The sequence below is a fragment of the Candidatus Arsenophonus phytopathogenicus genome, from assembly GCF_056113345.1.
Map to the genome: position 1 here is coordinate 286806 of NZ_JBUIOB010000019.1, position 22872 is coordinate 309677.

General features: G+C 34.2%; 22 protein-coding genes and 9 pseudogenes. 13 read left to right on the top strand and 18 right to left on the bottom strand.

The features are described from left to right. Positions 1-267 precede the first annotated feature (267 nt). Both AC01GB_RS16165 and AC01GB_RS16170 read right to left on the bottom strand, forming a co-directional pair. Positions 268-1002 (bottom strand): hypothetical protein, encoded by a 735-nt coding sequence (locus tag AC01GB_RS16165; protein WP_474452680.1) that lies wholly within the window; start codon positions 1000-1002, stop codon positions 268-270. Between the two features lie 20 nt (positions 1003-1022). Continuing rightward, positions 1023-1253 carry a hypothetical protein gene (locus AC01GB_RS16170; protein WP_474452681.1) on the bottom strand — a complete coding sequence of 77 codons (231 nt, stop codon included), beginning with the start codon at positions 1251-1253 and terminating at the stop codon, positions 1023-1025. 616 nt (positions 1254-1869) lie between these two features. Between AC01GB_RS16170 and AC01GB_RS16175 the strand changes: the two genes are divergently transcribed. The 4 genes from AC01GB_RS16175 to AC01GB_RS16190 are packed head-to-tail and all read left to right on the top strand — an operon-like array spanning position 1870 to position 3932. Next, positions 1870-2064: a hypothetical protein gene (locus AC01GB_RS16175; RefSeq protein WP_474452682.1), complete on the top strand. Its 195-nt coding sequence runs from the start codon at positions 1870-1872 to the stop codon at positions 2062-2064. Beyond that, positions 2021-2386: a hypothetical protein gene (locus AC01GB_RS16180; protein ID WP_474452683.1), complete on the top strand. Its 366-nt coding sequence runs from the start codon at positions 2021-2023 to the stop codon at positions 2384-2386. The genes AC01GB_RS16175 and AC01GB_RS16180 overlap by 44 nt, the downstream gene beginning before the upstream one ends. Further along, positions 2377-2796, top strand: coding sequence for a hypothetical protein (locus AC01GB_RS16185; protein WP_474452684.1), 420 nt, complete (start codon positions 2377-2379; stop codon positions 2794-2796). Before AC01GB_RS16180 ends, AC01GB_RS16185 begins: the two co-directional genes overlap by 10 nt. Beyond that, positions 2793-3932 carry a pentapeptide repeat-containing protein gene (locus AC01GB_RS16190; protein WP_474452685.1) on the top strand — a complete coding sequence of 380 codons (1140 nt, stop codon included), beginning with the start codon at positions 2793-2795 and terminating at the stop codon, positions 3930-3932. Before AC01GB_RS16185 ends, AC01GB_RS16190 begins: the two co-directional genes overlap by 4 nt. Before the next feature lie 194 nt (positions 3933-4126). Here the strand turns inward: AC01GB_RS16190 and ahpF are convergent. The 6 genes and pseudogenes from ahpF to AC01GB_RS16220 form a co-directional block, all read right to left on the bottom strand. Further along, positions 4127-5671 (bottom strand): annotated as a pseudogene (gene ahpF / locus AC01GB_RS16195) (alkyl hydroperoxide reductase subunit F); the annotation flags it as partial. Positions 5672-5743: 72 nt separating this feature from the next. Beyond that, entirely contained in the window at positions 5744-6331 is a 588-nt protein-coding gene (gene ahpC / locus AC01GB_RS16200; RefSeq protein WP_474452686.1) for an alkyl hydroperoxide reductase subunit C, read from the bottom strand. A gap of 414 nt (positions 6332-6745) precedes the next feature. After that, complete coding sequence (locus tag AC01GB_RS16205; protein WP_474452687.1) at positions 6746-7153, bottom strand: hypothetical protein; 408 nt, start codon at positions 7151-7153, stop codon at positions 6746-6748. Between the two features lie 72 nt (positions 7154-7225). Beyond that, positions 7226-7387: a zinc-binding dehydrogenase gene (locus tag AC01GB_RS16210; RefSeq protein ID WP_474452688.1), complete on the bottom strand. Its 162-nt coding sequence runs from the start codon at positions 7385-7387 to the stop codon at positions 7226-7228. A gap of 34 nt (positions 7388-7421) precedes the next feature. Beyond that, entirely contained in the window at positions 7422-7649 is a 228-nt protein-coding gene (locus AC01GB_RS16215) for a hypothetical protein (RefSeq protein ID WP_474452689.1), read from the bottom strand. Between the two features lie 70 nt (positions 7650-7719). Further along, positions 7720-7926, bottom strand: coding sequence for a hypothetical protein (locus AC01GB_RS16220; RefSeq protein WP_474452690.1), 207 nt, complete (start codon positions 7924-7926; stop codon positions 7720-7722). 1130 nt (positions 7927-9056) lie between these two features. Here AC01GB_RS16220 and AC01GB_RS16225 point away from each other — a divergent pair. Then, positions 9057-9281 carry a fimbrial protein gene (locus AC01GB_RS16225; protein WP_474452691.1) on the top strand — a complete coding sequence of 75 codons (225 nt, stop codon included), beginning with the start codon at positions 9057-9059 and terminating at the stop codon, positions 9279-9281. On the opposite strand, the pseudogene AC01GB_RS16230 reads toward AC01GB_RS16225, so the two are convergent. Next, a pseudogene (locus AC01GB_RS16230) lies at positions 9267-9929 on the bottom strand (intermembrane phospholipid transport protein YdbH family protein). The gene AC01GB_RS16225 and the pseudogene AC01GB_RS16230 overlap by 15 nt on opposite strands. Positions 9930-10572: 643 nt before the next feature. On the opposite strand from AC01GB_RS16230, the gene AC01GB_RS16235 reads away from it, so the two are divergent. Further along, entirely contained in the window at positions 10573-11571 is a 999-nt protein-coding gene (locus AC01GB_RS16235; RefSeq protein ID WP_474452692.1) for a 2-hydroxyacid dehydrogenase, read from the top strand. Positions 11572-11859: 288 nt separating this feature from the next. Here the strand turns inward: AC01GB_RS16235 and AC01GB_RS16240 are convergent, their stop codons facing one another. The 7 genes and pseudogenes from AC01GB_RS16240 to AC01GB_RS16270 form a co-directional block, all read right to left on the bottom strand. Beyond that, the gene (locus AC01GB_RS16240; RefSeq protein ID WP_474452693.1) at positions 11860-12306 is read right to left on the bottom strand and encodes a GNAT family N-acetyltransferase; all 447 of its coding nucleotides are present in this window, start codon (positions 12304-12306) and stop codon (positions 11860-11862) included. Between the two features lie 14 nt (positions 12307-12320). Continuing rightward, positions 12321-12752: a YcgN family cysteine cluster protein gene (locus AC01GB_RS16245; protein ID WP_474452694.1), complete on the bottom strand. Its 432-nt coding sequence runs from the start codon at positions 12750-12752 to the stop codon at positions 12321-12323. Positions 12753-12772: 20 nt separating this feature from the next. After that, a complete protein-coding gene (locus AC01GB_RS16250) occupies positions 12773-13432 on the bottom strand; it encodes a fumarylacetoacetate hydrolase family protein (RefSeq protein WP_474452695.1) in 660 nt (219 codons plus the stop codon). 38 nt (positions 13433-13470) lie between these two features. Further along, positions 13471-13770 (bottom strand): lytic murein transglycosylase, encoded by a 300-nt coding sequence (locus AC01GB_RS16255; protein WP_474452696.1) that lies wholly within the window; start codon positions 13768-13770, stop codon positions 13471-13473. A gap of 10 nt (positions 13771-13780) precedes the next feature. Next, positions 13781-14513 (bottom strand): annotated as a pseudogene (locus AC01GB_RS16260) (lytic murein transglycosylase). A 37-nt stretch (positions 14514-14550) separates the two neighbouring features. After that, positions 14551-14712: a YcgL domain-containing protein gene (locus tag AC01GB_RS16265; protein ID WP_474452925.1), complete on the bottom strand. Its 162-nt coding sequence runs from the start codon at positions 14710-14712 to the stop codon at positions 14551-14553. Further along, positions 14687-14853 (bottom strand): annotated as a pseudogene (locus AC01GB_RS16270) (YcgL domain-containing protein). The gene AC01GB_RS16265 and the pseudogene AC01GB_RS16270 overlap by 26 nt, the downstream one beginning before the upstream one ends. 149 nt (positions 14854-15002) lie before the next feature. Here AC01GB_RS16270 and minC point away from each other — a divergent pair. The 6 genes and pseudogenes from minC to yciA all read left to right on the top strand — a co-directional run bounded on the left by minC (position 15003) and on the right by yciA (position 18753). Next, a pseudogene (gene minC / locus AC01GB_RS16275) lies at positions 15003-15674 on the top strand (septum site-determining protein MinC). A gap of 30 nt (positions 15675-15704) precedes the next feature. Beyond that, a pseudogene (locus AC01GB_RS16280) lies at positions 15705-16275 on the top strand (septum site-determining protein MinD); the annotation flags it as partial. A gap of 3 nt (positions 16276-16278) precedes the next feature. Then, positions 16279-16481: pseudogene (gene minE / locus AC01GB_RS16285) on the top strand (cell division topological specificity factor MinE); the annotation flags it as partial. 124 nt (positions 16482-16605) lie between these two features. After that, positions 16606-17361 (top strand): YciC family protein, encoded by a 756-nt coding sequence (locus tag AC01GB_RS16290; RefSeq protein ID WP_474452697.1) that lies wholly within the window; start codon positions 16606-16608, stop codon positions 17359-17361. A 340-nt stretch (positions 17362-17701) separates the two neighbouring features. Continuing rightward, positions 17702-18238, top strand: a complete 537-nt coding sequence (locus AC01GB_RS16295) for a septation protein A (RefSeq protein ID WP_474452698.1) — start codon at positions 17702-17704, stop codon at positions 18236-18238. A 69-nt stretch (positions 18239-18307) separates the two neighbouring features. After that, positions 18308-18753 (top strand): annotated as a pseudogene (yciA, locus tag AC01GB_RS16300) (acyl-CoA thioester hydrolase YciA). Positions 18754-18811: 58 nt separating this feature from the next. Here the strand turns inward: yciA and AC01GB_RS16305 are convergent. Next, the gene (locus tag AC01GB_RS16305) at positions 18812-19525 is read right to left on the bottom strand and encodes a TonB family protein (RefSeq protein WP_474452699.1); all 714 of its coding nucleotides are present in this window, start codon (positions 19523-19525) and stop codon (positions 18812-18814) included. Positions 19526-19975: 450 nt separating this feature from the next. Between AC01GB_RS16305 and cls the strand changes: the two genes are divergently transcribed. Next, positions 19976-21436, top strand: a complete 1461-nt coding sequence (gene cls, locus AC01GB_RS16310; RefSeq protein ID WP_474452700.1) for a cardiolipin synthase — start codon at positions 19976-19978, stop codon at positions 21434-21436. A 501-nt stretch (positions 21437-21937) separates the two neighbouring features. On the opposite strand, the pseudogene AC01GB_RS16315 reads toward cls, so the two are convergent. Continuing rightward, positions 21938-22580, bottom strand: a pseudogene (locus AC01GB_RS16315) (YchE family NAAT transporter). Positions 22581-22872: the final 292 nt, after the last annotated feature.

Consider the following 22872-nt stretch of genomic DNA (forward strand, 5'->3'; position numbering starts at 1 on the left):
TTGCTGAAAAAATTGCCATGACCAATGTGCCAATCTCTGAATTTGTGGATTGGGTTTGAGGGTCGAAGACAAGCGAATTTTTTAGCGATGATTGATTTTTTATTTGCTTTTGTTTGTTGTTTAATTTTATACCAAATTAATAAAATGATTATTCCTAAATCAATATTCCGTAAAATACCATTAAGGTTCGCACAATCTAGAATCTGGTGAAATAATACCGCATTATCACGGTATTGTTATCTATTTTTAATATATTTTCTGATTTGCTCAGAAGTTGAACGATATTTTTTCGCTATTTTGTAGTATATAATTATCTATTTCTTCTAATAAATTGAATTCTTCATATTTATTATCTGCCATTTCATCTTTTTTATTCTGTTGTAATGTTATATTTACGGATTTACTATCGTTAATTAGTTTAAGAATGGTTGATATATGTGTCCAATTTGCAGCTCTTCGGTCATCATAAAGTTTATTTTTCTCATCGATAACGTCAAACATATAACTTTCGTGAATGTCTGTTTTTAATAAAACTCTTTGTAATTCTTCATTACTTTCAAGGAAAAAATGAATCATGGGAATTAAATCATCCATTCCCAAATTAAGTGTTTCTATTTTATTTTCTGTGTATTCTTTAAAAGAACGTGATGTTTTTTCTAGTTTTTTCTTTAATTCAAAGTTGTTTGGATTATTCAAATAGTTAGAACTATTTTCTATCGTATAACGAATAGCTACTTCTTTGAGATTATCTAATATATTGATATTAAAATATTTTAATTCACTTATTATTTTGTAATTGTTATCTACTATTTCTTTATAGCTATTGTATTCTTTAATTTCTGAGAATTTTTTTTTGAAGTTTTCAAAATATTCTCTTTTACTAAGGTTAGCCAGTTCGATACGTGAATCAGTAATTTCATCACCGTTTCTGTCTAACTTACTAATATATATATTATATTCACATTGATATATCTTATATTTTCTACAAGGGGAAAAATACATGTCTCTCTGATAATCTTTTTTTATATCACTAAAAGAAAGGTGCATAGCTTTAAATACAGAAAAGGCCATATTAAATAATTTTTTTTTTCTTCTGCTCTTGCTTCAAACAAAGACCTTTTTAATCCAAGGGTTATTATTTGATAGAAAAAGTTTTTTATATAGAGTAACTTACTATTTTTATCATTTTCTTTTAAATTAATAACGTTATTATTGATGAATATGTTGGTCGCATCATTTATTTTGATAGACATAGGTAGGCTCCTTTTATTTTGAGTATATCACAATTCCCCAAAGAACGTTTAACTTCTGTACCAATATAGACGATTCAAATTTGAAACCACTGATTTGCCATTAAGGTTCGCATAATGAATATTATGTTAAATATAAATCTATTTTCAGTAATTATATTTCCATGTCCTTTAAAGTGTCACTTCACCATCTATCGCCTACTTCCTATTTAATTTTTTTACAAAGTATCTTGATTTTGTTGCACATAACAAACAGTTAATGGTTTGTTTAGCAAAGTATTTTTAATGATAATTAAAACATTTTAATTTTAAACTTAAACTAATAAAAAGAGATGTCACCATGGCAATAATAGATAAACCAAGAAATAAAACCTATTTAATCGGCAACTGGATGCCATTAGATCAGACTACATTAGTAAATTGGATGCGGAAAATTATCAATAAAGCAGAAATTAGTAATGCTCCCCTGCTGCCGTCTATTCAGAATTTAAAAAATTTTATGTTGTGATTTTATTATTTGGCATAAGTCAGCCACACTGAGGTTTTTTTCAACCTTTTTGCCTAACATCTCCCCAATCAATTCAGCCAGAATAATCCTTTTATTCAACTCAGTCATTTGTTGCAAGACTGGCAAAGCCGGCCTGAGCTCGCTCGCCAGCAATTAAAGCAACATGATATTGCTGAAGATTGGTTAAATGACTACTTATACAAGAATAGAGAGGTTGAATATCGCAATAATCGAGATGGAATAACGTTATTACCCAATATCGATGAGATTTATTCAACAAGCAGAAATAAATCAACTCAAAGTTGAATATAATGCCCGCGATAATAATATTCATTCTCTGCCACCTGGCGTAGCTGGACTAGTGGCTGAAGATGGACTGATTATTCCTGTTCCTGAGGCAATTGATATGCTGATGTGTTCGTTTAATGGAGAAGAGCGGATTTATGCCCTGGAAAAAGATCAAAAAATGGGGAACTATAAATTATCGCGAGTTGACCGCAAACGAGATCTAATCTTTAACTTGATAAAAGATCACAAAAATACCCGTTATAACAAAAATTTTACTTTGAAGATCCACTCTCCTTCCTTACTAAAAAAAGCAACAGAACAGCCGAAAAAATGGCATTAGAAAAACTGGCTGAATTACATGCTAACAAGCTATTTAAAAAATTAGATGATGAAGATTACCAAAAAACCACCCAGCAAAAAGTAGCGGCTTTTTTCTTAAGTCTCATTCCTCTTTATAGTTGCATTACCGAAGCGCAAAAAGGCAAGATTAGAGAAGCTATCGTGGCTGGGGCATTTGATATCTCTAGTTTTTTTACCCTTTTTGGGCAAAAGGACTACAAATTGGTGAACAGAAGAACAAGACTCGAGGGAATTAAGGCATTACATGTGATATTAACCACCCCCAATAGCGTGATGGATCTGGCGGAAGAAAATTTAAGCTATATTGATTTGGCACGTATCTTAAAAGGCAAAAGAGATTTCTGTCAGGCTAGACTACATAACGCTCTGATTTCACTAAATCCAATTTGATTGAGGTTAACCTGACTGAAGTTAAAATGATAAAAGCAAATTTGAGTCACGCTAATTTAACTAATACTAATCTAATTAATGTTGACTTAAGCAATATTGATTCACATTCGGCCATTTTAGAAGAACTCAATATTAATAACACTAATTTTGCTGGTGCTAGCTTAAACAATACGTTAACTTTAGCGCTCCCTAACAATTGGAGTGCAAGAAACCTAGAGGCTAAACTTAATCACTTCAATTATCAAGGTAGCCTATTAACCAGTATCGCAAGTATTGACGATAAATATAATGAATTAAAAATCAATATAGTAAATGGGATCACAATCGATAGCCTATATGAAAAATATTTAAACCTACCAAAAATTCAGCAACTAGTCAAACAAGAGGAAATTAAAGGTGTTTTTGGTGATTATGAAGGCAATGCCGATTGGGCAGATAAACATGCAGCAAATTACCTACTTTTATCACCGACAAAACCAGGAAGAACGTTAATCGTTTCTGAAAATATTCTCAATAACATGCTACACCCTGACCGGTACACAAAATGGGATAACATCGTGCTTTTTCAGGATGGTAAATGTTTAAGCCCGGCTGAATACAATCTGACACAATGTTATCAACAAGAATTTCCGCTGTTCTCAATTCCCTTCAAAGATGGGCATTATCAGGCCTCATTGCATAAGCTGATTGAAACACTGGATTTAGGTGAACGCTTTAAGCCACTATTTCTTGATGCGCTCAATTCCAAGAGCCATAGCACCAAGCTAGTAGATGATATTGTTCAACAGGAATTAAATAAAATATTTTCTCGTGTGATAGATGCCAAAGAGTATCAATTAAAAGAGCAAAATTATGACCAAATTATCAATTTATTTCATTTAACATCTAGTACCAATAGAGAAAAAGCGGAACATCTGTTCTCATTAGCCACTGTTTTTAGCCGGTATACAAGTAAGGTATTCTTTGGTACCGAAGATAACTCCCCAATAATACTTAGATATTATGCCTACGCTTTAATGGAAAAAGCCCATCAAATTGATCCCACTTCACTATCTGATAGGTTTGATGAATGGAAGAAAACAATTACTCGGAATCGGAGTAGCAAACAATTCCACTTGTACCAATATATTATCTGACAATATGACTATTTACGCAAGACAGCATTGTAATGACACGTTTAAAAAATTATTCCTCCCGCCTGGCGATAATGCTATTAAAGCTAAATGCTAATGAAACACTTAATAAAAAAAGCCCCCTCATCGAGGGGGCAATCGTTAAATTTAGTCGATATATCGTTATCAATATAAATAACTGTTGATTCCATTACATTCATCAGATAGTGACTAGCACTAAGTGATGCTTTCGCCCCTTCTCCTGCCGCAATGATGATCTGTTTATAAGGCACAGTTGTGCAATCGCCGGCAGCAAAGATACCTTTTATATTGGTCTCACCTTTTTCATCAACCTTGATTTCACCGATTGCATTATGTGCAATTACGCCATCTAACCAATGGTTATTAGGTAGTAAACCAATTTGAACAAAAGTTCCAGCAACCGCTACATGGATTGAACCATCTTGCCGATTTTTATATTGTAAGCCAGTCATTTTTACACCATCCCCTTTGACTTCGAGGGTTTCGGCCTGCAAAATAATATCCACGTTACTTAAACTCGCTAGTTTCTGTTGCAACACTGCGTCTGCTCTCATTTCTGGAGCAAATTCTAATAAAGTAACATGCTCAACAACTTCGGCAAGATCAATCGCGGCTTCAACGCCAGAATTACCTCCACCAATCACAGCGACTCGTTTACCCTTAAATAATGGCCCATCGCAATGGGAGCAATAAGTTACTCCTTTGGTACGATATTCTTTTTCGCCTGGCACATTCATATCACGCCATTTAGCCCCTGTGGCAATAATAATGCTGCGGGAACGCAAAGTAGTACCCGATACTGTTTCAATTTTATGCAACTTATCAGCCGCATCGGCGGGAATGAGTTTTGCTACCATTTGTGAGTCGATAATATCAATATCATAATCATTGACATGGCCACGTAGTGCAGTAGCTAATTTGGGTCCTTCGGTTTTTGATACAGAAATATAATTTTCAATATCAATAGTATCTAAGACCTGCCCACCAAAGCGTTCGCCGATAATACCGGTACGAATACCTTTACGAGCCGCATAAATAGCGGCTGAAGCACCGGCCGGTCCGCTACCAACAATTAAGACATCATATGGCAGTTGCTGATTTAATTTTTGAACAGTATTTTTTTCAGCATTAACATCAATTTTAGTGACCATGTCACTTAAAGTCATCAGCCCCTGCCCAAACTCTTTGCCATTTAGAAACACAGCAGGCACTGCCATAATATTCCGTTGCTGAACTTCAGACTGAAAAATAGCGCCATCGATGGCAGTATGAGTAATATTAGGATTCAAGACCGCCATTAGATTTAAAACTTGAATAACATCCGGGCAATTATGACATGACAATGAATAATAGGTTTCAAAATGAAACTTTCCCTCTAATTGACGGATCTGATCTAACAATTCTACCGCTTCTTTCGCTGGATGGCCGCCAACTTGCAATAATGCCAAAACTAATGAGGTAAATTCATGACCTAATGGCAAGCCGGCAAACCGTAATCCGTTATCTTTACCTGGATTAGTAATTAAAAATGAGGGTTTACGTACTGTTAGATTATTGTCTTTATTAAAAGTTATTTCATCTGACAGTGTACTAATGTCCTGTAATAATGTGCTTATCTCGGTAGATTTTTCACTATCATCTAAGGTTGCTATCAACTCAACTGGTTGGATCAATTTTTCTAAATATAGTTTAAGTTGAGATTTCATGTTGCTATCAAGCATTGCTTTATCCCCGAAAAAAACGGGTGCTAAATGCACCCGAACACAGTAAAATTACTCACAAAAAAATTTTAATTAAATTTTTCCTACCAAATCGAGTGAAGGGGATAAGGTTGCTTCCCCTTCTTTCCATTTAGCTGGACATACTTCACCTGGATGGCTTGCTACATATTGCGCAGCTTTTATTTTACGTAATAAATCGGATGCATCACGCCCAATCCCTTCCGCAGTAATTTCAACTGCCTGGATAATACCTTTTGGATCAACAATAAATGTGCCACGATCTGCCAATCCTAATTCTTTTTGTTCATCATTTTCTTGATATTTGCGCATCACTTCAAAATTACGCGTTAATGTCCAACTAGGATCGCCAATCATGGTATATTTAATTTTACCAATCGTGTCTGAATGACTATGCCACTCTTTATGAGTAAAATGGGTATCCGTTGAAACAGAATAAATTTCGACGCCTAATTTTTGAAACTCTTCATAGCGATCAGCTAAATCACCTAATTCAGTTGGGCAAACAAAGGTAAAATCAGCAGGATAAAAGAAAAAAATGCTCCATTTTCCTTTAATATCTTTTTCAGATATATCGATAAATTTTCCATCTTTAAAGGCGGTATTTTGAAAAGGTTTAATTTCTGTATTAACCAAAGACATTTTGCTGCTCCCTTCTATTTGATAGGTATTTAATATATAAACATAAAAGTATTACGTCTAATTCCTTTTTACTATTAATTCAATAGGTATTACCTATTGTAAATAAATATAATATAAAAAAACCGATGAATAAATCGATTTTGATTTGAGAAATAATGCGTCAAATTAACTTTAAGAATATCAATTAGAACATGATAAGCACCAGCGCAGACATTACTAATTACTGGCAAAGTTATTAGACGATTTATGTGCAGTGACCAGAATATTATAAGTACAAAAAAATGACTGCTTTGGCACATGATAAAAACTTTGAGGCTGGCTAACAATGTCACCGGCACTCAATAATTGCTTTTTTCCCCAGCTATTAATAATAGGTAAACGCCGATTCGGTTTCAGGTACAATAAAACAATTCATCATTTTACCGGTCGGAATAAAACGTAAATAATTGGCTTGCTTGATAGGGTAACAGGATCATGATAATACTGGTGAAATTTTACTTTTTCAACCAAATATTGCTCATTACCTGTGGCAGGACAAATATTTTCCACCACCCAATCACCCTCCTCAGCGGACGACGATATTACCTCAGTTCCAACGCCTTTAATGATTGTCTTAATAATTTCACCCGGCGCAGCAAGTTGCGCATAAACCGACTTACTTTTTTGAGCAATGCCAGTTAAACCTTTTTGTTGTGCTTGCTTGAAATAAGCCACAATATCTTTAGTCGGATACTGTTCTAACGAAACTTGTTCATCATAGGTTAAAGCTGGTAAAGGTAATAATATTAGAAGTAATTTCAGGTAATTAGACTGTTTATTCATATAATTTAACCATAAATTTTTAACTACAGAGTAGCTCTAAATAAAGTGAAAATAATGCTTAAAAAACCAATATTAAAAGTGTTCATTAACTAATACTAATTTACCAATTAAAGCTCCTGATTCCATAAAACGATGCGCTTTTTCTGCTTGTTCTAATGGATAAGTTTTAGCAATAATGGGTTTTATCTTACCTGAATTAATCAGTGGCCAAACCTTATTTTCTAACGCTGACAATCTGCCCCGACACTAACTACCTGACCGGCAACTTCTAATCCTGGTATTGGAGATGCATCTGCTGGTGGTGGATAAACCCCCATACGCTGAAAAATATCAGACGATTGACACCCGTGGCGGCAACTTTAACAAGTAAATGTGATTCTGGTGGTTTTATTAGTCGTAATTGGGTGGGGTTTAGCTTTTCCGGCCCGCCAGGTTCAATAATTTCAATAGCAAGAAGCATCGTTTTTGGTAAAGGCTCTAAAGGTGCGGCATTCAATAATAACTCCATTGCTGAGTCAATCAACTAATTATTTTACTTAAGATCCGTAAAATTTTCCTCTAATAATTTAACCAATATTTAATATTTTATTTTGGTAAAATAGAAAAAATAAAACAATAGTTTGATTAGAAATACCATGCGCAATTAAATCAAATTCAGTTAATTTATAATTAATACCATCTATTTTATTAAGAAATCTCGTCCCAAAACTAATTTTATGATTTATTTTGTAATTTATATTAAATTCAATCTCCATAGCCTCAAAATTTTTCATTCTATTTAATTCTTTGTGACTAGAAAACTGGCTTAAATTATTAAAATAAAATTTCTTTGTGCTATTTGTGGTAATAAAATTACCGTTCAAGTTATCATTTATATTATTTTTTTGTTGTTTTAAACACCTTTTAGTGACAGCGTCACTTACTGAGTTACATATATTATTTATTGTTAAACTGGATAGCAGATTATATTGATTTTTAATATCAATGAAATAATAATCAGAGGATCAAAATTATCAGGCCAGTGTTGTCGCTCTAAGAATGGATATGATATTGTTTGCGCAGAAGAAAAAAACAGCATTGCAGTTGTTAATCTGCAACATGATGATAATAGCAATGCCTAATTGCCAACCTTTCACTCTTCACTACCCACTTAGCTATTTTCTATAAAAAATAATAAAAAATCACTCAGTCGATTAGAAAGAAATGCAATAATGATAATTATTTTCTCTTCTATCCCCGCATTTTGGTATTTACTTCATATTTAATTAACGAGATTTAACAATAACCAACATAGTTGCAATCAGTTGACTATGTTGGTTTTTCTATTTATGTAGTAAATTTTCAACTTAAAGGTTCTACCTTGCTAGTTTATTTTTTTATCTATAAAAGTATGTTGTAACTAAATATAAATTAAACCATGATTTCTTAGGCCTGCTATTAGTAGCTAACAAAATTGGCTATTTATTATAAATAGTATTAACAAAATAATTTTTTAGTAAAATTAAAATAGATTAATGTCTATCTTGCATATTTTATAAAATAACTATTGTTTAATAACTACAGAGAAAAATAATTTTATAATTAGGAAATTAGTTTTTTAATTCAATGCATTTAATATTATTTTAATATCTTATATTTTTTATTTCACTCAGTTTAAAGAAAAAACAATAATTATTTCTATACTATAAAATTCACCGGTGAAATTATTTAATCATCTTGTACGTTTAAAGCACTTACTAAAGATCAAACCGTATCATTAGGCACTGTGGCAACAAATAGTTTTAAAAAAGTAAATGACACAGCCTCACCAACGGTTTTTAATATTTAAATCAACAATTTACCTAATAATAGTCAAGAGGTTTTTGTTATATTTGATGGTGTTAAAGATGAAATAAATAATGAGTTGCTAGCTATTAAGGAAGGAGATGGCTATGCAACAAGTGTTGCTATTGGAATATATAATAACAATAGTGAACGTTATATTCCTTTAAACCATAAAACTGGCGTTTATCCTATTATCGATAAAATAGCGACTTTAAAATTTATTGCAAAATATGTTGCAATAGAAAATATTGTTTTACCAGGTAAAGTAGAAGCTAATGCTAATTTCACATTAGTATATAACTAGCGTTAAACGGGGATGAAACATATTAAGCATCCCATACTGAATTTTATCAAATCCGGTATTCAATCTGTTTACCACCAATAAAGAGTTAATCCAGTAACCATCACCGCTAAGATCCCAATTGGCATTAAGGGGGGGGTAATTGTGCATGGCCCCAATACTGTCAGTTGTATTAGCAATTGCCTGAAAACGCCCAGTTACCCCTTGTGCCGTCAAATAAGTGCCCGCTAACGGCAGACGTAATTCATCGAGCATTAATGTTTTATTTATTTTTCCATACATTCTAATTAATGATGATGGTAAAAAAGTAATACGCGGAGAGAGCAAGGGACCTGAAATCAGGGTTGGGGTTCGCATATCAATAATCAGATCATTAATTTTAACCTGTCCCATTAATTGAAATGGAATATGGCTATTTAGCTAATACAATTTACCCTGCTCAACAGTCAGCACCAAATTAGCTTGGCCTTCCCCGCCCGTCGTCAACATATTAGCGCGACCACTAATACGCATATCAGCCAAATTATCACGCCAATTAGCCAGACGAAAATCGATTTTTCCTGATAATAATTGATCACCATTTTGACAACGCCAGTTTCCTTGCTTAATAGTCAAATACTGGTCATCTAATTGCAGGGCAAAAAGAGTCATGGCATTTGAGACTGTTGTTCTGTTAGCTGCAAAGTCCCTGAGCGATTTGTATAATTTAATTGTACAATCAATGACTTAGTATATAGATTAATCGTTAAAATCGCGTCACTTTTTCCCTGTTGGGGAATTAATGTCAAACTCAAGGGTAGCGAGATATTACCGGTTAAATTAACCGTATCTTCATTCAGCCGAAGAAACAGTTAATTGATCCACCTTCACCCATTCACAGCTGCCTATTGCGATTTTCATATCGTCTACAACAATCCCTTGGCCGGTGATTTTCGGTAATCTTATTGACAATCCTGCACCTTTGGATAGCCATAATTGACTGACTCTAGGTAACCAATGCGGGATTGAAAACCAGCTGGTGATAACAATAAAAAACAAGATTATGAATATATTTTATTAATTTAGACACTCTACTATTCCTTTGTTTTAATCAACCTCATTAAAACCATAATAATGGATCTTTAATATTGATCCATCTTATTAATAGATTTACACCACAACTACGTTAGAGATGTTATCAACAAATTTTTATCCATCGATTCATATAATCCTCTATTTGTGCCATTCTATTAACACTAAGCACATTTATCGCTATAGGTGCAAAAGTTATACTCATTTTATATTGGAGCCTCCAATGAAAGTCGTTTCTTATAGTACAAAACAATACGACCGCATTCATTTCGATCAAATCAATAAACAGGGTCATTTTAATTTTGATATCGAGTACTTTGATTTTCCACTCACACCGCAAACTGCTAAAAATGCTGCAGGTGCTGATGCCGTTTGTATATTTGTTAATGATAATGCGAGTCACGCAGTACTTAAAGAGCTTGCAAAGCTGGATGTTAAAATTTTAGCTTTACGTTGTGCCGGATTTAATAATGTCGATTTAGTTGCTGCAAAAAAATTGTGCATTCAAGTTGTGCGCGTACCTGCATATTCTCCTGAGGCTGTTGCTGAACATACAGTGGGTTTAATGCTTTGTCTAAATAGACGTATTCACCGCGCTTACCAACGTACTCGGGATGCCAATTTTTCACTGGAAGGATTAACCGGTTTTAACATGCATAATCGTACTGCTGGCATTATCGGTACCGGTAAAATCGGTTTAGCAACATTACGTATTCTTAAAGGTTTTGGTATGAAACTACTTGCCTATGATCCCTATCCCAGTGAAGCAGCATTAAAGCTTGGTGCTGAGTATGTTGATTTAGATACTTTATTAAAGCATGCCGATATTATTAGCCTCCATTGCCCATTAACAAAGGAAAATCATCATTTACTCAATGAACAATCTTTCAATAAAATGAATGATGGGGTTATGGTGATCAATACCAGCCGCGGCGGTTTAATTGATTCTAATGCGGCAATCGAAGCACTAAAACAACAAAAAGTTAGCGCCTTAGGGATGGATGTATACGAAAATGAACGTGAGTTATTTTTTGAAGATAAATCGAATGATGTGATCCAAGATGACGTTTTTCGCCGCTTATCTGCCTGCCATAATGTCCTATTCACTGGACACCAAGCCTTTTTAACCGAAGAAGCGCTCAATAATATTAGCAAAACAACGCTACAAAATATTAAACAGATTGCTCAAGGAGAGCCGTGTGCTAATAAAATTGAAGGTTAATCTTTAACATTAAGACAATATTTATTGCTAGGGCTTCTGGCAGCTGATTGCCATAAGTGCTTTAGGGCGCTTATGGCACAAAACTATCGCTAATTAACCAATGAATAATCCAAAGTGGAATACCACCAACAACTTCCGCCAACGGCCTAGTAACTTCCAGTTGTCGATTACTGAATATAACCGCCATAATTGCTAATTGGTTTCTTAGTTAACTTGAGTGAATTAACCATCACAACGGATGCTATTAACCAATTTTAGATGACTAATAAAATAATCAAGTTAATAATATTAATTAATCAACTTTTCCAGTCGTATTTCTCCATTTTGCAAATTTTCAACCGGCAACCAGCCCCGTTTTTGATAAAAACCGCAGGCACGACTCGCAGCATCAGTCGTTAGCCAAATTTTTTTATATTGTTGAAAAAGAAACGTTTCAGCTTTGGTTAATAAAATTTTTCCGAAACCTTGCCCGGCAAACTCAGGACGAACAAATAAAACAAAAATACTGCCTTGTTCCATATCCACCATAGAGAAGCCGATAGGATTGCCAGCTATTTCCGCAATCCAGGCACAAGGTGACGCAGACAAAATATCGCGTAATGCGTCAGGTGTAATTCCTTTATCAATAAGTTGTTTTTTGGAAAGGTGATTTTCTTGTAGACTAGTTCGAATAGCAAAAAGTGATGCAATATCATTAACTAATCTGACATATTGCTCTAAGTAATGGTTTTCCATTTTTCTCTCTAAGATCAAAGGGTATGAATAATATGAGCTTCCCAATCTATCACCTCAATTTCTCTAACCGCAATATGCCGAACGGATATTTTAGCTTGGTGCATAGCTAATTTTGAACCGGTTTTTAATGGATGCCAGGATGGCAGCGGTTTTCCTTCAGCAATTAAACGATAAGCACAGGTGTTAGGTAACCAACGGAAGGTAGTCAAATTATCCCTTGTCAATTTGATACAATCTGGTTCATAACTAAATCTTTCTGCATAGTTTTTGCACTGACAGCTTTTAAGATCTAATTGATCACATCCCACGTTGGTGAAATAAATTTCATCGATATCGGCATCCAGTAACTTATGCATACAGCATTGCCCACAACCGTCACATAATGATTCCCACTCTTCATCGGTCATCTGTTCTAACGTTTTTCGCTGCCAAAAAGACTGAGACATATAAAATAAAAATCCTCTTATTAGATAACTCGTGTTTTTAAAATTCGATCATTTAAATGAAGGGTAAGCTCGTCGTTCACTTCTAGTGGGCCAACACCTTTGGGTGTGCCTGTCAAAATAACATCCCCAGGGCGTAAAGTAAAAAAATGCGATATATAACTGATCAAAGGTAATATGGCTGTCAGCATATCGGCGGTGTTTCCTTCCTGTCGTATTTCGTTATTAACCAATAAACTTAAGCTCGCTTTTTGTGGATCACCAAACTCATGAGCAGCAATAAATCCAGATATTGGGCAAGCACCATCAAAAGCTTTGGATTTTTCCCATGACTGACCAGATGCTTTTAATGTTTGCTGTAAATCACGTAAAGTCAAATCAAGTGCCACGGCAAACCCTTTAATTGCTGATTTAATTCTCTCTTGATCATTTTCCTGTTTCAGCGTCGTGCCAATCAAAATAGCTAACTCGATTTCATGATGCACTGTGCCTAGCCCTTTTGGCAACAAAATAGGTTGAGTAATATCACAAAGGGCGGTTTCCGGCTTAATAAAAATGACCGGCTCTTTATGCTGCTTTGCGCTCATTTCTTGCACATGTTCGGCATAATTACTGCCTACACAAACCACTTTATTAGCAGATACATTCAGCAAAGCGCCCTGCCAATCATGGTGTTGATACATAGTCTTACTCCTATTTATTGTTGCTTATACTCAATTTATTATATTTGTTGAGCAATACCGTCAGCCATTAAACAGACAGATAATGAAAAATAGTAAGAACGATTCCAGTGCATAATGGTGCGAAAATTATCAGTCACCAGATAGATCCTGACTTGCGGATCTTTTGGAATAATTAACCAAGTCTGTGTAGTTAACGCCAAATTAGCCATCACAGGAACTTCTATGCCAAGTTTTTTCCATTGTTCTACCGATTTTCCTTTTTTCTTTATCCCTGCGAAACCAACATCAAAACCTATTGGTAACTTAACCTGTGTGCCCCAAGATAAATATGTTTGCAAACCTTCATACCTAAGGTAATTTGGTAATTGAAGCAAAAACATCTGCTTTATTGTGCCAGATATCAATCTGACCATTACCATTTATAGTATATTGTAGATAAGAGGTAGGCATAACCTGAGTTTGTCCCATTGCACCGGCCCAAGAGCCTTTTAAACAATGGTTTTTCGACACATAGCCCTTATCCATAATTTTTAGTGCGGCCATCAAAGGACAAAGTGACTAAGGCGAAAATCACATCTTCTTGCCCTTGAACTTCACCAAATTTACTCTCTAATCCCCAAAGTGCAACAATATATTGCACCGGAATACCAAACCGCTTACTGGTTATATCCAGTTGATGCTTATTATTACGGTATTGCTGTATTGCCATGCTAATACGGGATGATGGTAAAACTTTTTGTAAATAATTTTCTAAATTGACGTTAGCACACTTTTCCGGCTGTCTACGATCTGCGGCCACAATTCGCTGAACAAAATAAATATTGGCAAAAGCCCGGGCGATCGTTGCTTCGCTTATTCCTTGTTGTTTTGCCATTTGCTTTAAATATTGAACATAAGCTGGAGATTGCGCCAAACTACGTTTTTTATGCGGAAATACCTTACTTAAAGAAACTTCACTAGATTGCGCCGCTATTGCTTGCGGTACTGATATCAAGAAAATCACTTTAGGCAGCATTGCGATGAACAAATCACCTATCAATAAGAAACTACCAATTACTGTATAAATAAGTTTGAGTCTCATAGCGATAATCCTCAAAAATTTTTAATTCAGTATTATCTTATTTTTGCTCTGCCAGTAGTTGATTTTCCAATTTGTCAATCAGATAGCGATAATCTTCCATTATATTTTCAACCGGAGGCGGAAACTGGAGATAATAACCAACCTCGATAAGCTCCCGTTTAACCCTATCAATATCAGCATTGGCTAATTTTTTTCGAATCTGTCAAACTGAGAGTCATGACAAATCGGGGAGCACCAAATTGCTGTAATAATGGTTTGAGGACGCGTGAAAAATTGTCTTTTTTTCTACATAAAGATAAGTTTGTTCCTTCTTTGGACTACAATAAATGACACAAAACATTCAATTTAGCTCTTTTTTATTAACATTTTTGACTTGCCTGACTAATTAAGTAATTATAACATAATATTGTATTTCCTTATATCATCGTCCAAAATTCCACTATGGGTCAGTTAAACATGCTGAGTCGAATGCAGATGGTATAATCACCAATCGAACTAAAAGGCAGTAGCTTCACTCTCACTGTTCTTCATATTCATAATGAAGATCCTGAAGCTATTAAAAAAGCAATTCAGGAAAAAATTGACTAAGCGCCTGAATTTTTGAGAAATGACCCTGTTGTCTTCAATGTTGCTGGTCTATTAGATGTAAATACTATTTGATCCTGCTATAAAATTATTAGTCAGGCAGGTTTAAAGATAGTTGGTGTTAGTGGATGTACCAATACTAAATTACGCCAGGCTATCACTGATATTGGCCTACCTTTACTTAGTGAAGGTCAACATCAAAAAACACAAAATAAAAAAACTGCCAATATCGCTACCACTGAACATGGCAAGACGCGTATTATTACCACCTATGTTCGTTCAGGACAACGCATATATGCCGCCAATTGTGATTTAATTGTTAACGCTAATGTTACTGCTGGTGCTGAATTGATTGCTGATGGCAATATACATATTTATGGCATGATGCGTGGTAGAGTACTTGCTGGCGCATCTGGCGATAATGATTGTCAAATTTACTGTACACACTTACAAGCGGAATTAGTTTCTATTGCTGGACAATTTTGGGTAAGTGAACAAATTCCTGCAGATTTTATCGGGAAAGCAGCTAGACTTTGTTTGATAAATAATGAATTGACGATTAATAATATCATTTAGCCCTTATTACAGGAATGACTTCATGGCACGCATTTACTTCCTGCTTCACAAACACGTGATAAAGATGCATTAACACGCGAAGGCGTTGAAAAAGTGCTAAATGGACTGAAAAAATTAGATTTCGAATTCATTATCTGGGATTCACCCGCAGGTATTGAAAGTGGTGCATTTTGATGGCACTTTATTTCGCCGATGAAGTAATTATTACCACCAACCCTGAAGTCTCTTCTGTACGTGATTCAAATCGCATACTCGGTATTATCGCTTCTAAATCACGCCGTGCAGAACGTGGCGAAGAACCCGTCAAGGAGCAACTTTTGCTTACCCGTTATAATCCAGGTCGTGTCATTCATGGTGATACGCTGAGTATGGAAGACGTACTTGAAATTCTGTGTATCCCACTGATTGGTGTGATCCCTGAAGATCAATCCGTTTTACGTTCCTCTAACCAAGGAAAGCCTGTTATTCTCGATGCCAAATCTGATGTAGGCAAAGCATACAATACAGTGACTGCGTTGATCGAATTTTAGGTAAAAACCGCCCTATTCGTTTTATTGAAGAAGAAAAAAAAGGCTTCTTAAAGTACTTGTTTGGAGGATAAAATATGGCCTTATTAGATTTTATCCTGTCGAAAAAAAATCAACGGCCAATATTGCTAAGGAAAGGCTACAAATTATTGTTGCCCAACGACGACGTAATGACTGTGGGCCGGCTTACCTACCCACAATGAAACGTGATATTTTAAAGGTCATTTGTAAATACGTCCAAATTGATCCAGAAATGCTCACAGTACAATTTGAACAAAAAATAACCACAAAATTTACTGATATAGCAATAGCTTTACCATAGAAAAGCTATACGCTCTCTTCACTGTCAGTTACAATATACAATTAAAATGTGATGATAAAAACCAGTTATAGGAGCAGTGTTCATGTCCATTACGGCCAACTCACTTATCAGCGATAGCTTTAATTTTTTTAAAAATCAGCTGAGCGGCCTTTTTATCCTGTCATTCATTTCAGCTACCATCAGTCTAATACTTTATTATTTTCTGGTTCCCATCGATGAAATGGCAACTATCGTCAAAACCCTTGGTGGTCAAAATGACTCAACTTCACTTTTAACCTGGGTAAGTCAATTATCTGATGAAGAAAAATCGATAATGATGAGAGTCTCACTACTCTCATTGACTGCGGTTTTTATCGGATTAATATTATTAGTTTCTTCAGTAGTTACTTATTTGTCAGAACTCAGTACCGGCAATAGTATCAGTGTATCGCAAGCTTTTGTGCTTTCGGTACGTATATTACCTAACATGTTAATTTTGTTAGTTATATGCACAATTATAATTTATTTTGGCTTTATGCTATTCATCTTACCCGGTATCATTTTAGCTATCGGTTTTTCCTTATCACCCATCATCTTAATAACCGTCAAAAACATTATGCCGCTACGAGCCATGAGTCAAAGTTGGAAAATAGCATTTCGTCATTGGTGGTTAATTCTAGCAATTTTATTACTTTGGCTAGCATTGCAAATGTTACTCACTATGCTACTTGGACAGTTTCGTTTTTTACCGAGTATGGTGAATAATATTATCTCTTTTACATTGAATAATTTACTTACCTCTTTTACATTGATCTATTTTTTCCGCCTTTACATGTTAGTTGGAAAAACAACAAATTAACCAAATAAAAATACCACGGCTATTATTTACCATTAGATGGCGTGGTAAAAATTTACTATTAACTTAAACAATTAAACATTAATTACAGAACCAACGTGCTGACTCAAAATTGCACTGTATTCGTAATAACAAGTTAATTACTTCAATATATTAATAGTGAATTTTATTGCTCAGTAGATAATTTTATTGATAAAAATATACACCTACTCACTGTGTGACATTATTATCAAATAAGGTAATATAATATAAAACAAATTGGCAATAGGATATTTTATAATTTATTAATGAAATAATTATAAAAATTCATATTTACTCAAAAAGGATCAGGATAAGTGCGCTCATGAGACAACTATTAAATTTTATTCCTCTCATTGTTTTCTTTATTGTATATAAAAAAGTAGATATTTTTTACGCATCTGGCGCATTAATGATTGCCACCGCTTTATCGATGCTGGCCATTTATCTTATCTACAAAAAAATTGAAAAAAGTTCGTTAATTACTTTAGTCATCGTGATCATTTTTGGTGGACTGACGTTGATTTTCCACAGTGATCTTTTTATTAAATGGAAAGTGACAGTTATTTACGCTATTTTTTCATTAGCACTGTTAGTCAGCCAATATTTTACCCAAAAACCATTAATCCAGAGAATGCTGGGTAAAGAGATCCATTTAGTTAATGAGATTTGGCATAAATTAAATTTGTCATGGGCAATCTTTTTTGCTATCTGTGCGCTAGTAAATATTTATGTTGCCTTTTGGCTACCTCAGGATGTCTGGGTTAACTTTAAAGTTTTTGGTTTGACCGCGGTCACACTAATATTTACAATACTTAGCATGGTGTATATCTATAAACATCTGCCTAAAGAACAAAAGTAATTGATATGATAACAACGGATACCTACTTCCAGCAGGTATATTGTGGCAAATAACAGAAGTAAATTTTTCATGACACAACAACAATTACCACAAGGAGAAGTAGTTCTCCGTACATTAGCAATGCCGGCCGATACAAATGCTAATGGTGATATATTCGGCGGATGGCTAATGTCACAAATGGATATTGGCGGTGCAATTTTAGCAAAAGAAATTGCACTTGGTCGTGTTGTTACTGTCGCCGTCAATGGGATCACGTTCCAAAAACCAGTCTCAGGCGGCGATGTAATGTAATTTGTTGTTATGCTCGCTGTATTAAAACAGGTAACACCTCTATTACCAACAATATTGAAGTTTGGGTCAAGAAAGTTTCCAGTGAGCCAGTAGGCCAACGTTATCGAGCCACCGAAGCCATTTTTACTTATGTTGCTGTTAATGAGGATAATTTTCCCCGTTGTTTACCTGAAGAAAAACGTCATTACCAATTATCTAACTCTGATAACGTATCTCCCAATTAATCTATTTTTAAAGGCCAATTTATCTTGGCCTTTAAGCAAGCTTTATGACTAAAGCAATTTAAGAAAGATTAATTGAACCATCGATTTTAAACAGGAATGTCTTTTTTAATCCCTTAGCCGGAATTTTTTCATAATACCAACGATTCATCGCCCGCTTAACTTCACGTTCGAACAAACCTTTCGGTGATGAATCAACTACTTCTAAGTGAACAATTCTACCATTTTCATCAATATCATATAGAACATTAACATAACCTTCTTTACCGAGTTTACGAGCGCGATCAGGGTAATCTGGATGTTGAATTCTTAATGCTCTGGGGCCATCTATAGCAATTGATGAGGAAGCTATTTGATTAGTCTGCTGATTGTTATTAACACCAACATGATCATCGCTTGCTAATTTGCTCACGACATTAGCTTGTGATTGCTTTGACTGTTCGGTAATAGTTTTTTTAATATGATTTTCTACTAACTGCTTAGATTTAGAATTTTGTTTAACGATCGATTTTTTTGGCGTGACCTTTTTTTTCATAGGTAACGCCAGTTTGGCTTCAGCATCAGGCTCTATTTTAGGCGCGATTTCCGTTACTGGCTGTTTAACATTTACCGACTGGCTAATACGACTAGGTGCAGCTAAAGCAACCATAGTTACTGACATAGATTCAGCTGAGGAAGCTAATAATGTAGGCTGTAATAAAAACCAAGATACCGCTAACGAAGCATGAAGGAATAATGATAAGACAATAAATGATGCCGAACGGATCCAACGCATGAGAAAATTCTTTCTTAAAATAAGCAAATTAAATAAGCTCTATTCTAAATGCAAATAGCAATCATATTCAATAAGGATAGTCTGCTAAGTTTAAAAAAGTATCTTGTTGACGATAAAATTAGGTAATGATCTAGTTTTTTATTAACGATATCAACATAGTAAGTCATAAAAGCAAACCAATTATTAACATATTTAATTTATTTAAAGTAACCAAGCTTAGCATTTGAAGTATATAATAATAAGTGACTATTTAATCTGACAAATTAACATATCATGGATATAGCAAAAAAAATATAAAAATAATTAAAATATTCATAAAATACATTAAATTACTTTCACTTAAGCTAAAAATCGTACTTTTCATATTCATAACAAATTTTATTTTGCTATAGTGAATAACCAGATAATCAATAATATCGAACCAACTCTAAGATAGGAACATGTTTGCCTATGCCAACCCTCTATATACTATTAAACTGGGCTGTGCTTTTTCTGTACTGGCTAATGATTGCCACGGTTACTATACGCATTTTATTGAAACGCCGTCCGGTGACTTCTGCCCTAACCTGGCTATTGATTATTTACATCATCCCACTAGTTGGCGTTATTGCTTATCTGGCTTTTGGTGAGTTACACCTTGGCAAGCGACGAGTAATTAAAGCAAAGTATATGTGGCCTTCAGTTGAAACCTGGCTTGAAAAACTCAAACAATCTAAACATATTTTTTGCAAAGGCAATAGCCGAGTGGCAGAACCTTTATTTGAACTCTGCGAAAAAAGACAAGGAATTGGCGGCGTTAAAGGAAATAAAATTCAACTTTTAACCAATTATCAAGACGCTTTAAATACCATTATACGCGATATTAATTCAGCCTATTACAATATCGAAATGGTATTTTATATTTGGCAAGACGGAGGGTTAGTTGATGAGGTTACCGAAGCTCTGATCAATGCAGCAAAACGTGGTGTAAAATGCCGAATTATGATTGATTCTGCCGGTAGCTGGTCTTTTTTTCACAGCCATCAACCGAAAAAAATGCGTGAAGCCAAAATAGAACTAATAGAATCACTAAAAGTAAATTTGTTCCGCTTTTTTCTACGACGAATGGATCTACGCCAACATAGAAAAATAATTATTATTGATAATTATATTTCCTATGTTGGTAGTATGAATATGGTTGACCCTCGCTTTTTTAAGCAAAATGCCGGTGTGGGACAATGGGTGGATATTGTTGTTCGGATGGAAGGACCAGTCTCAACAACCCTTGGCATTGTTTATGCTTTTGATTGGGAAATGGAAACCGGTCAACGCATTCTTCCTCCTCCTCCGGACACCAATATTATGCCGTTTGAACAAGCTAGTGGACATACAACTCAAGTCATTGCTTCAGGGCCCGGCTTTCCGGAAGAATTAATCCAGCAATCTTTAATGACCGCAATTTTTTCTGCACGCAAACAGCTGATCCTTACCACACCCTACTTTGTTCCCAGTGATGATCTCATCCATGCTATTTGCACTGCAGCGATGCGGGGTGTCGAAGTGTTAATGGTCATTCCTAATCGGAATAATTCTTTTTTAGTTCGTTGGGCAAGCCGGGCATTTTACTCTGAATTGTTAGAAGCGGGCGTTAAGATCTATCAGTTCAATGAGGGGCTTTTGCATACTAAAAGCCTATCTGTTGATGGTGAGTTAAGCTTAATTGGGTCTGTTAATCTAGACATGAGAAGCCTTTGGCTTAATTTTGAAATTACTGTTGTAATTGATGATAAAAGCTTTGGTAGCGATCTAATATTAGTTCAATATGATTACATTGCTCGCTCTACACCTTTGATGCAGAAGAATTGGAATAAACGTCCATTATGGAACCGTGTTATCGAACGTATTTGCTATTTTTTTAGTCCATTATTGTAATATTTTTATAAAATTATCAGCGCCAAAAATTATTTTTGTTAAATTAAGCCAATACTAATAAATCAACCAATAACATTTATTTCCCATAATTGTCAGATAATGATATTCATATATACACCTAATTTATAAAAATTAGCCTTATTTTTATAAATTAGGTGTATATAGTTAATAACAAAATTAATTCATTGAGCAGATTTCCAGCACCATAACTTACATTTATGTATTATAATCAAGCGGATTAGCTAACAGAAAAAATTTCAATTTTAAATTATTAATCACCCTATTAAACCATAAATTAAAATGGATATTGCTATTGCGGTCCTTGGTAAAAAAAGTGTTTTTTAGCCTATAGAAATTGATTTTATAATGGATTAATAATTCATAAAACTTACAATTAATTAGATAAATAAATTTATTAATATAGCTTTTATGACAATATCAATATCCCAAAATTTCATTAATATGTTATAAATATCAATTATTTATGATGTTATTACTCGTTTAAAGTAAGTCGGGGAAAACAGATTTAGTGCCTGTAATGATAAACTCAATTCCAAGTGACATTAATAATGATCCCATAATACGAGTAATAACATTAATTCCCGTTTGACCTAAATATTTAACGAGAATTGTTACTGAGCGAAAAAGTAACCAACAACACAAAGCAAAAAAGATACACGTTAGCGATAGACCAACTAAATTTCGCTATCCTAACCAACGAGAAGACCAGACAATACATGAACTAATTGCTCCAGGCCCTGCCATTAATGGTAATGCTAAAGGAACAACTCCAATACTATCACGAATGGCAGTTTCTGATTTTTCCTGTTTATTCTGCTTATCTTCACCTATTCGACCACTAATCATAGACATAGCAATGGCTGCAATAACTATTCCGCCAGCAATACTAAAAGAATCAATAGAGATACCAAATGATTTTAAAAAAACCTCTCCCACCAATAACGAAATACATAAAATAATTGCCGCAGAAAAATTAGCCAATAAATTAGTGAGGTTTCTTTCTGTCACAGATTGATAATTAGTCATACTAATAAATACAGGAAAAATTCCTATCGGATTAACTAACGCAAAAAGATCTAAAAAACTTAATATAATTAGGAAGATCCAGTAAAGTACCAACCACAATTGAGTCCCTCAATCAAATATTAACGCTTAGCTAAAAATTAATTATTCAAAACAAATAATGTTTAGCCTAGCAGGAAAAACACTTTATCTTAGCGTAGCATACTTATCTAGCTAAAATTAAAAAACTAATTCCAATAACAAAATAAGTTTCTAAATTAAATACCATACAAAATTTTGCTAACTTAATTCTTCAATATTTACTTATATTGCTAATTGAAATTATTCTTATATAACTTATTACTGAATTGATTCAGTATGCACTTTTTTTTTTATAAATATCACTTTTGCGC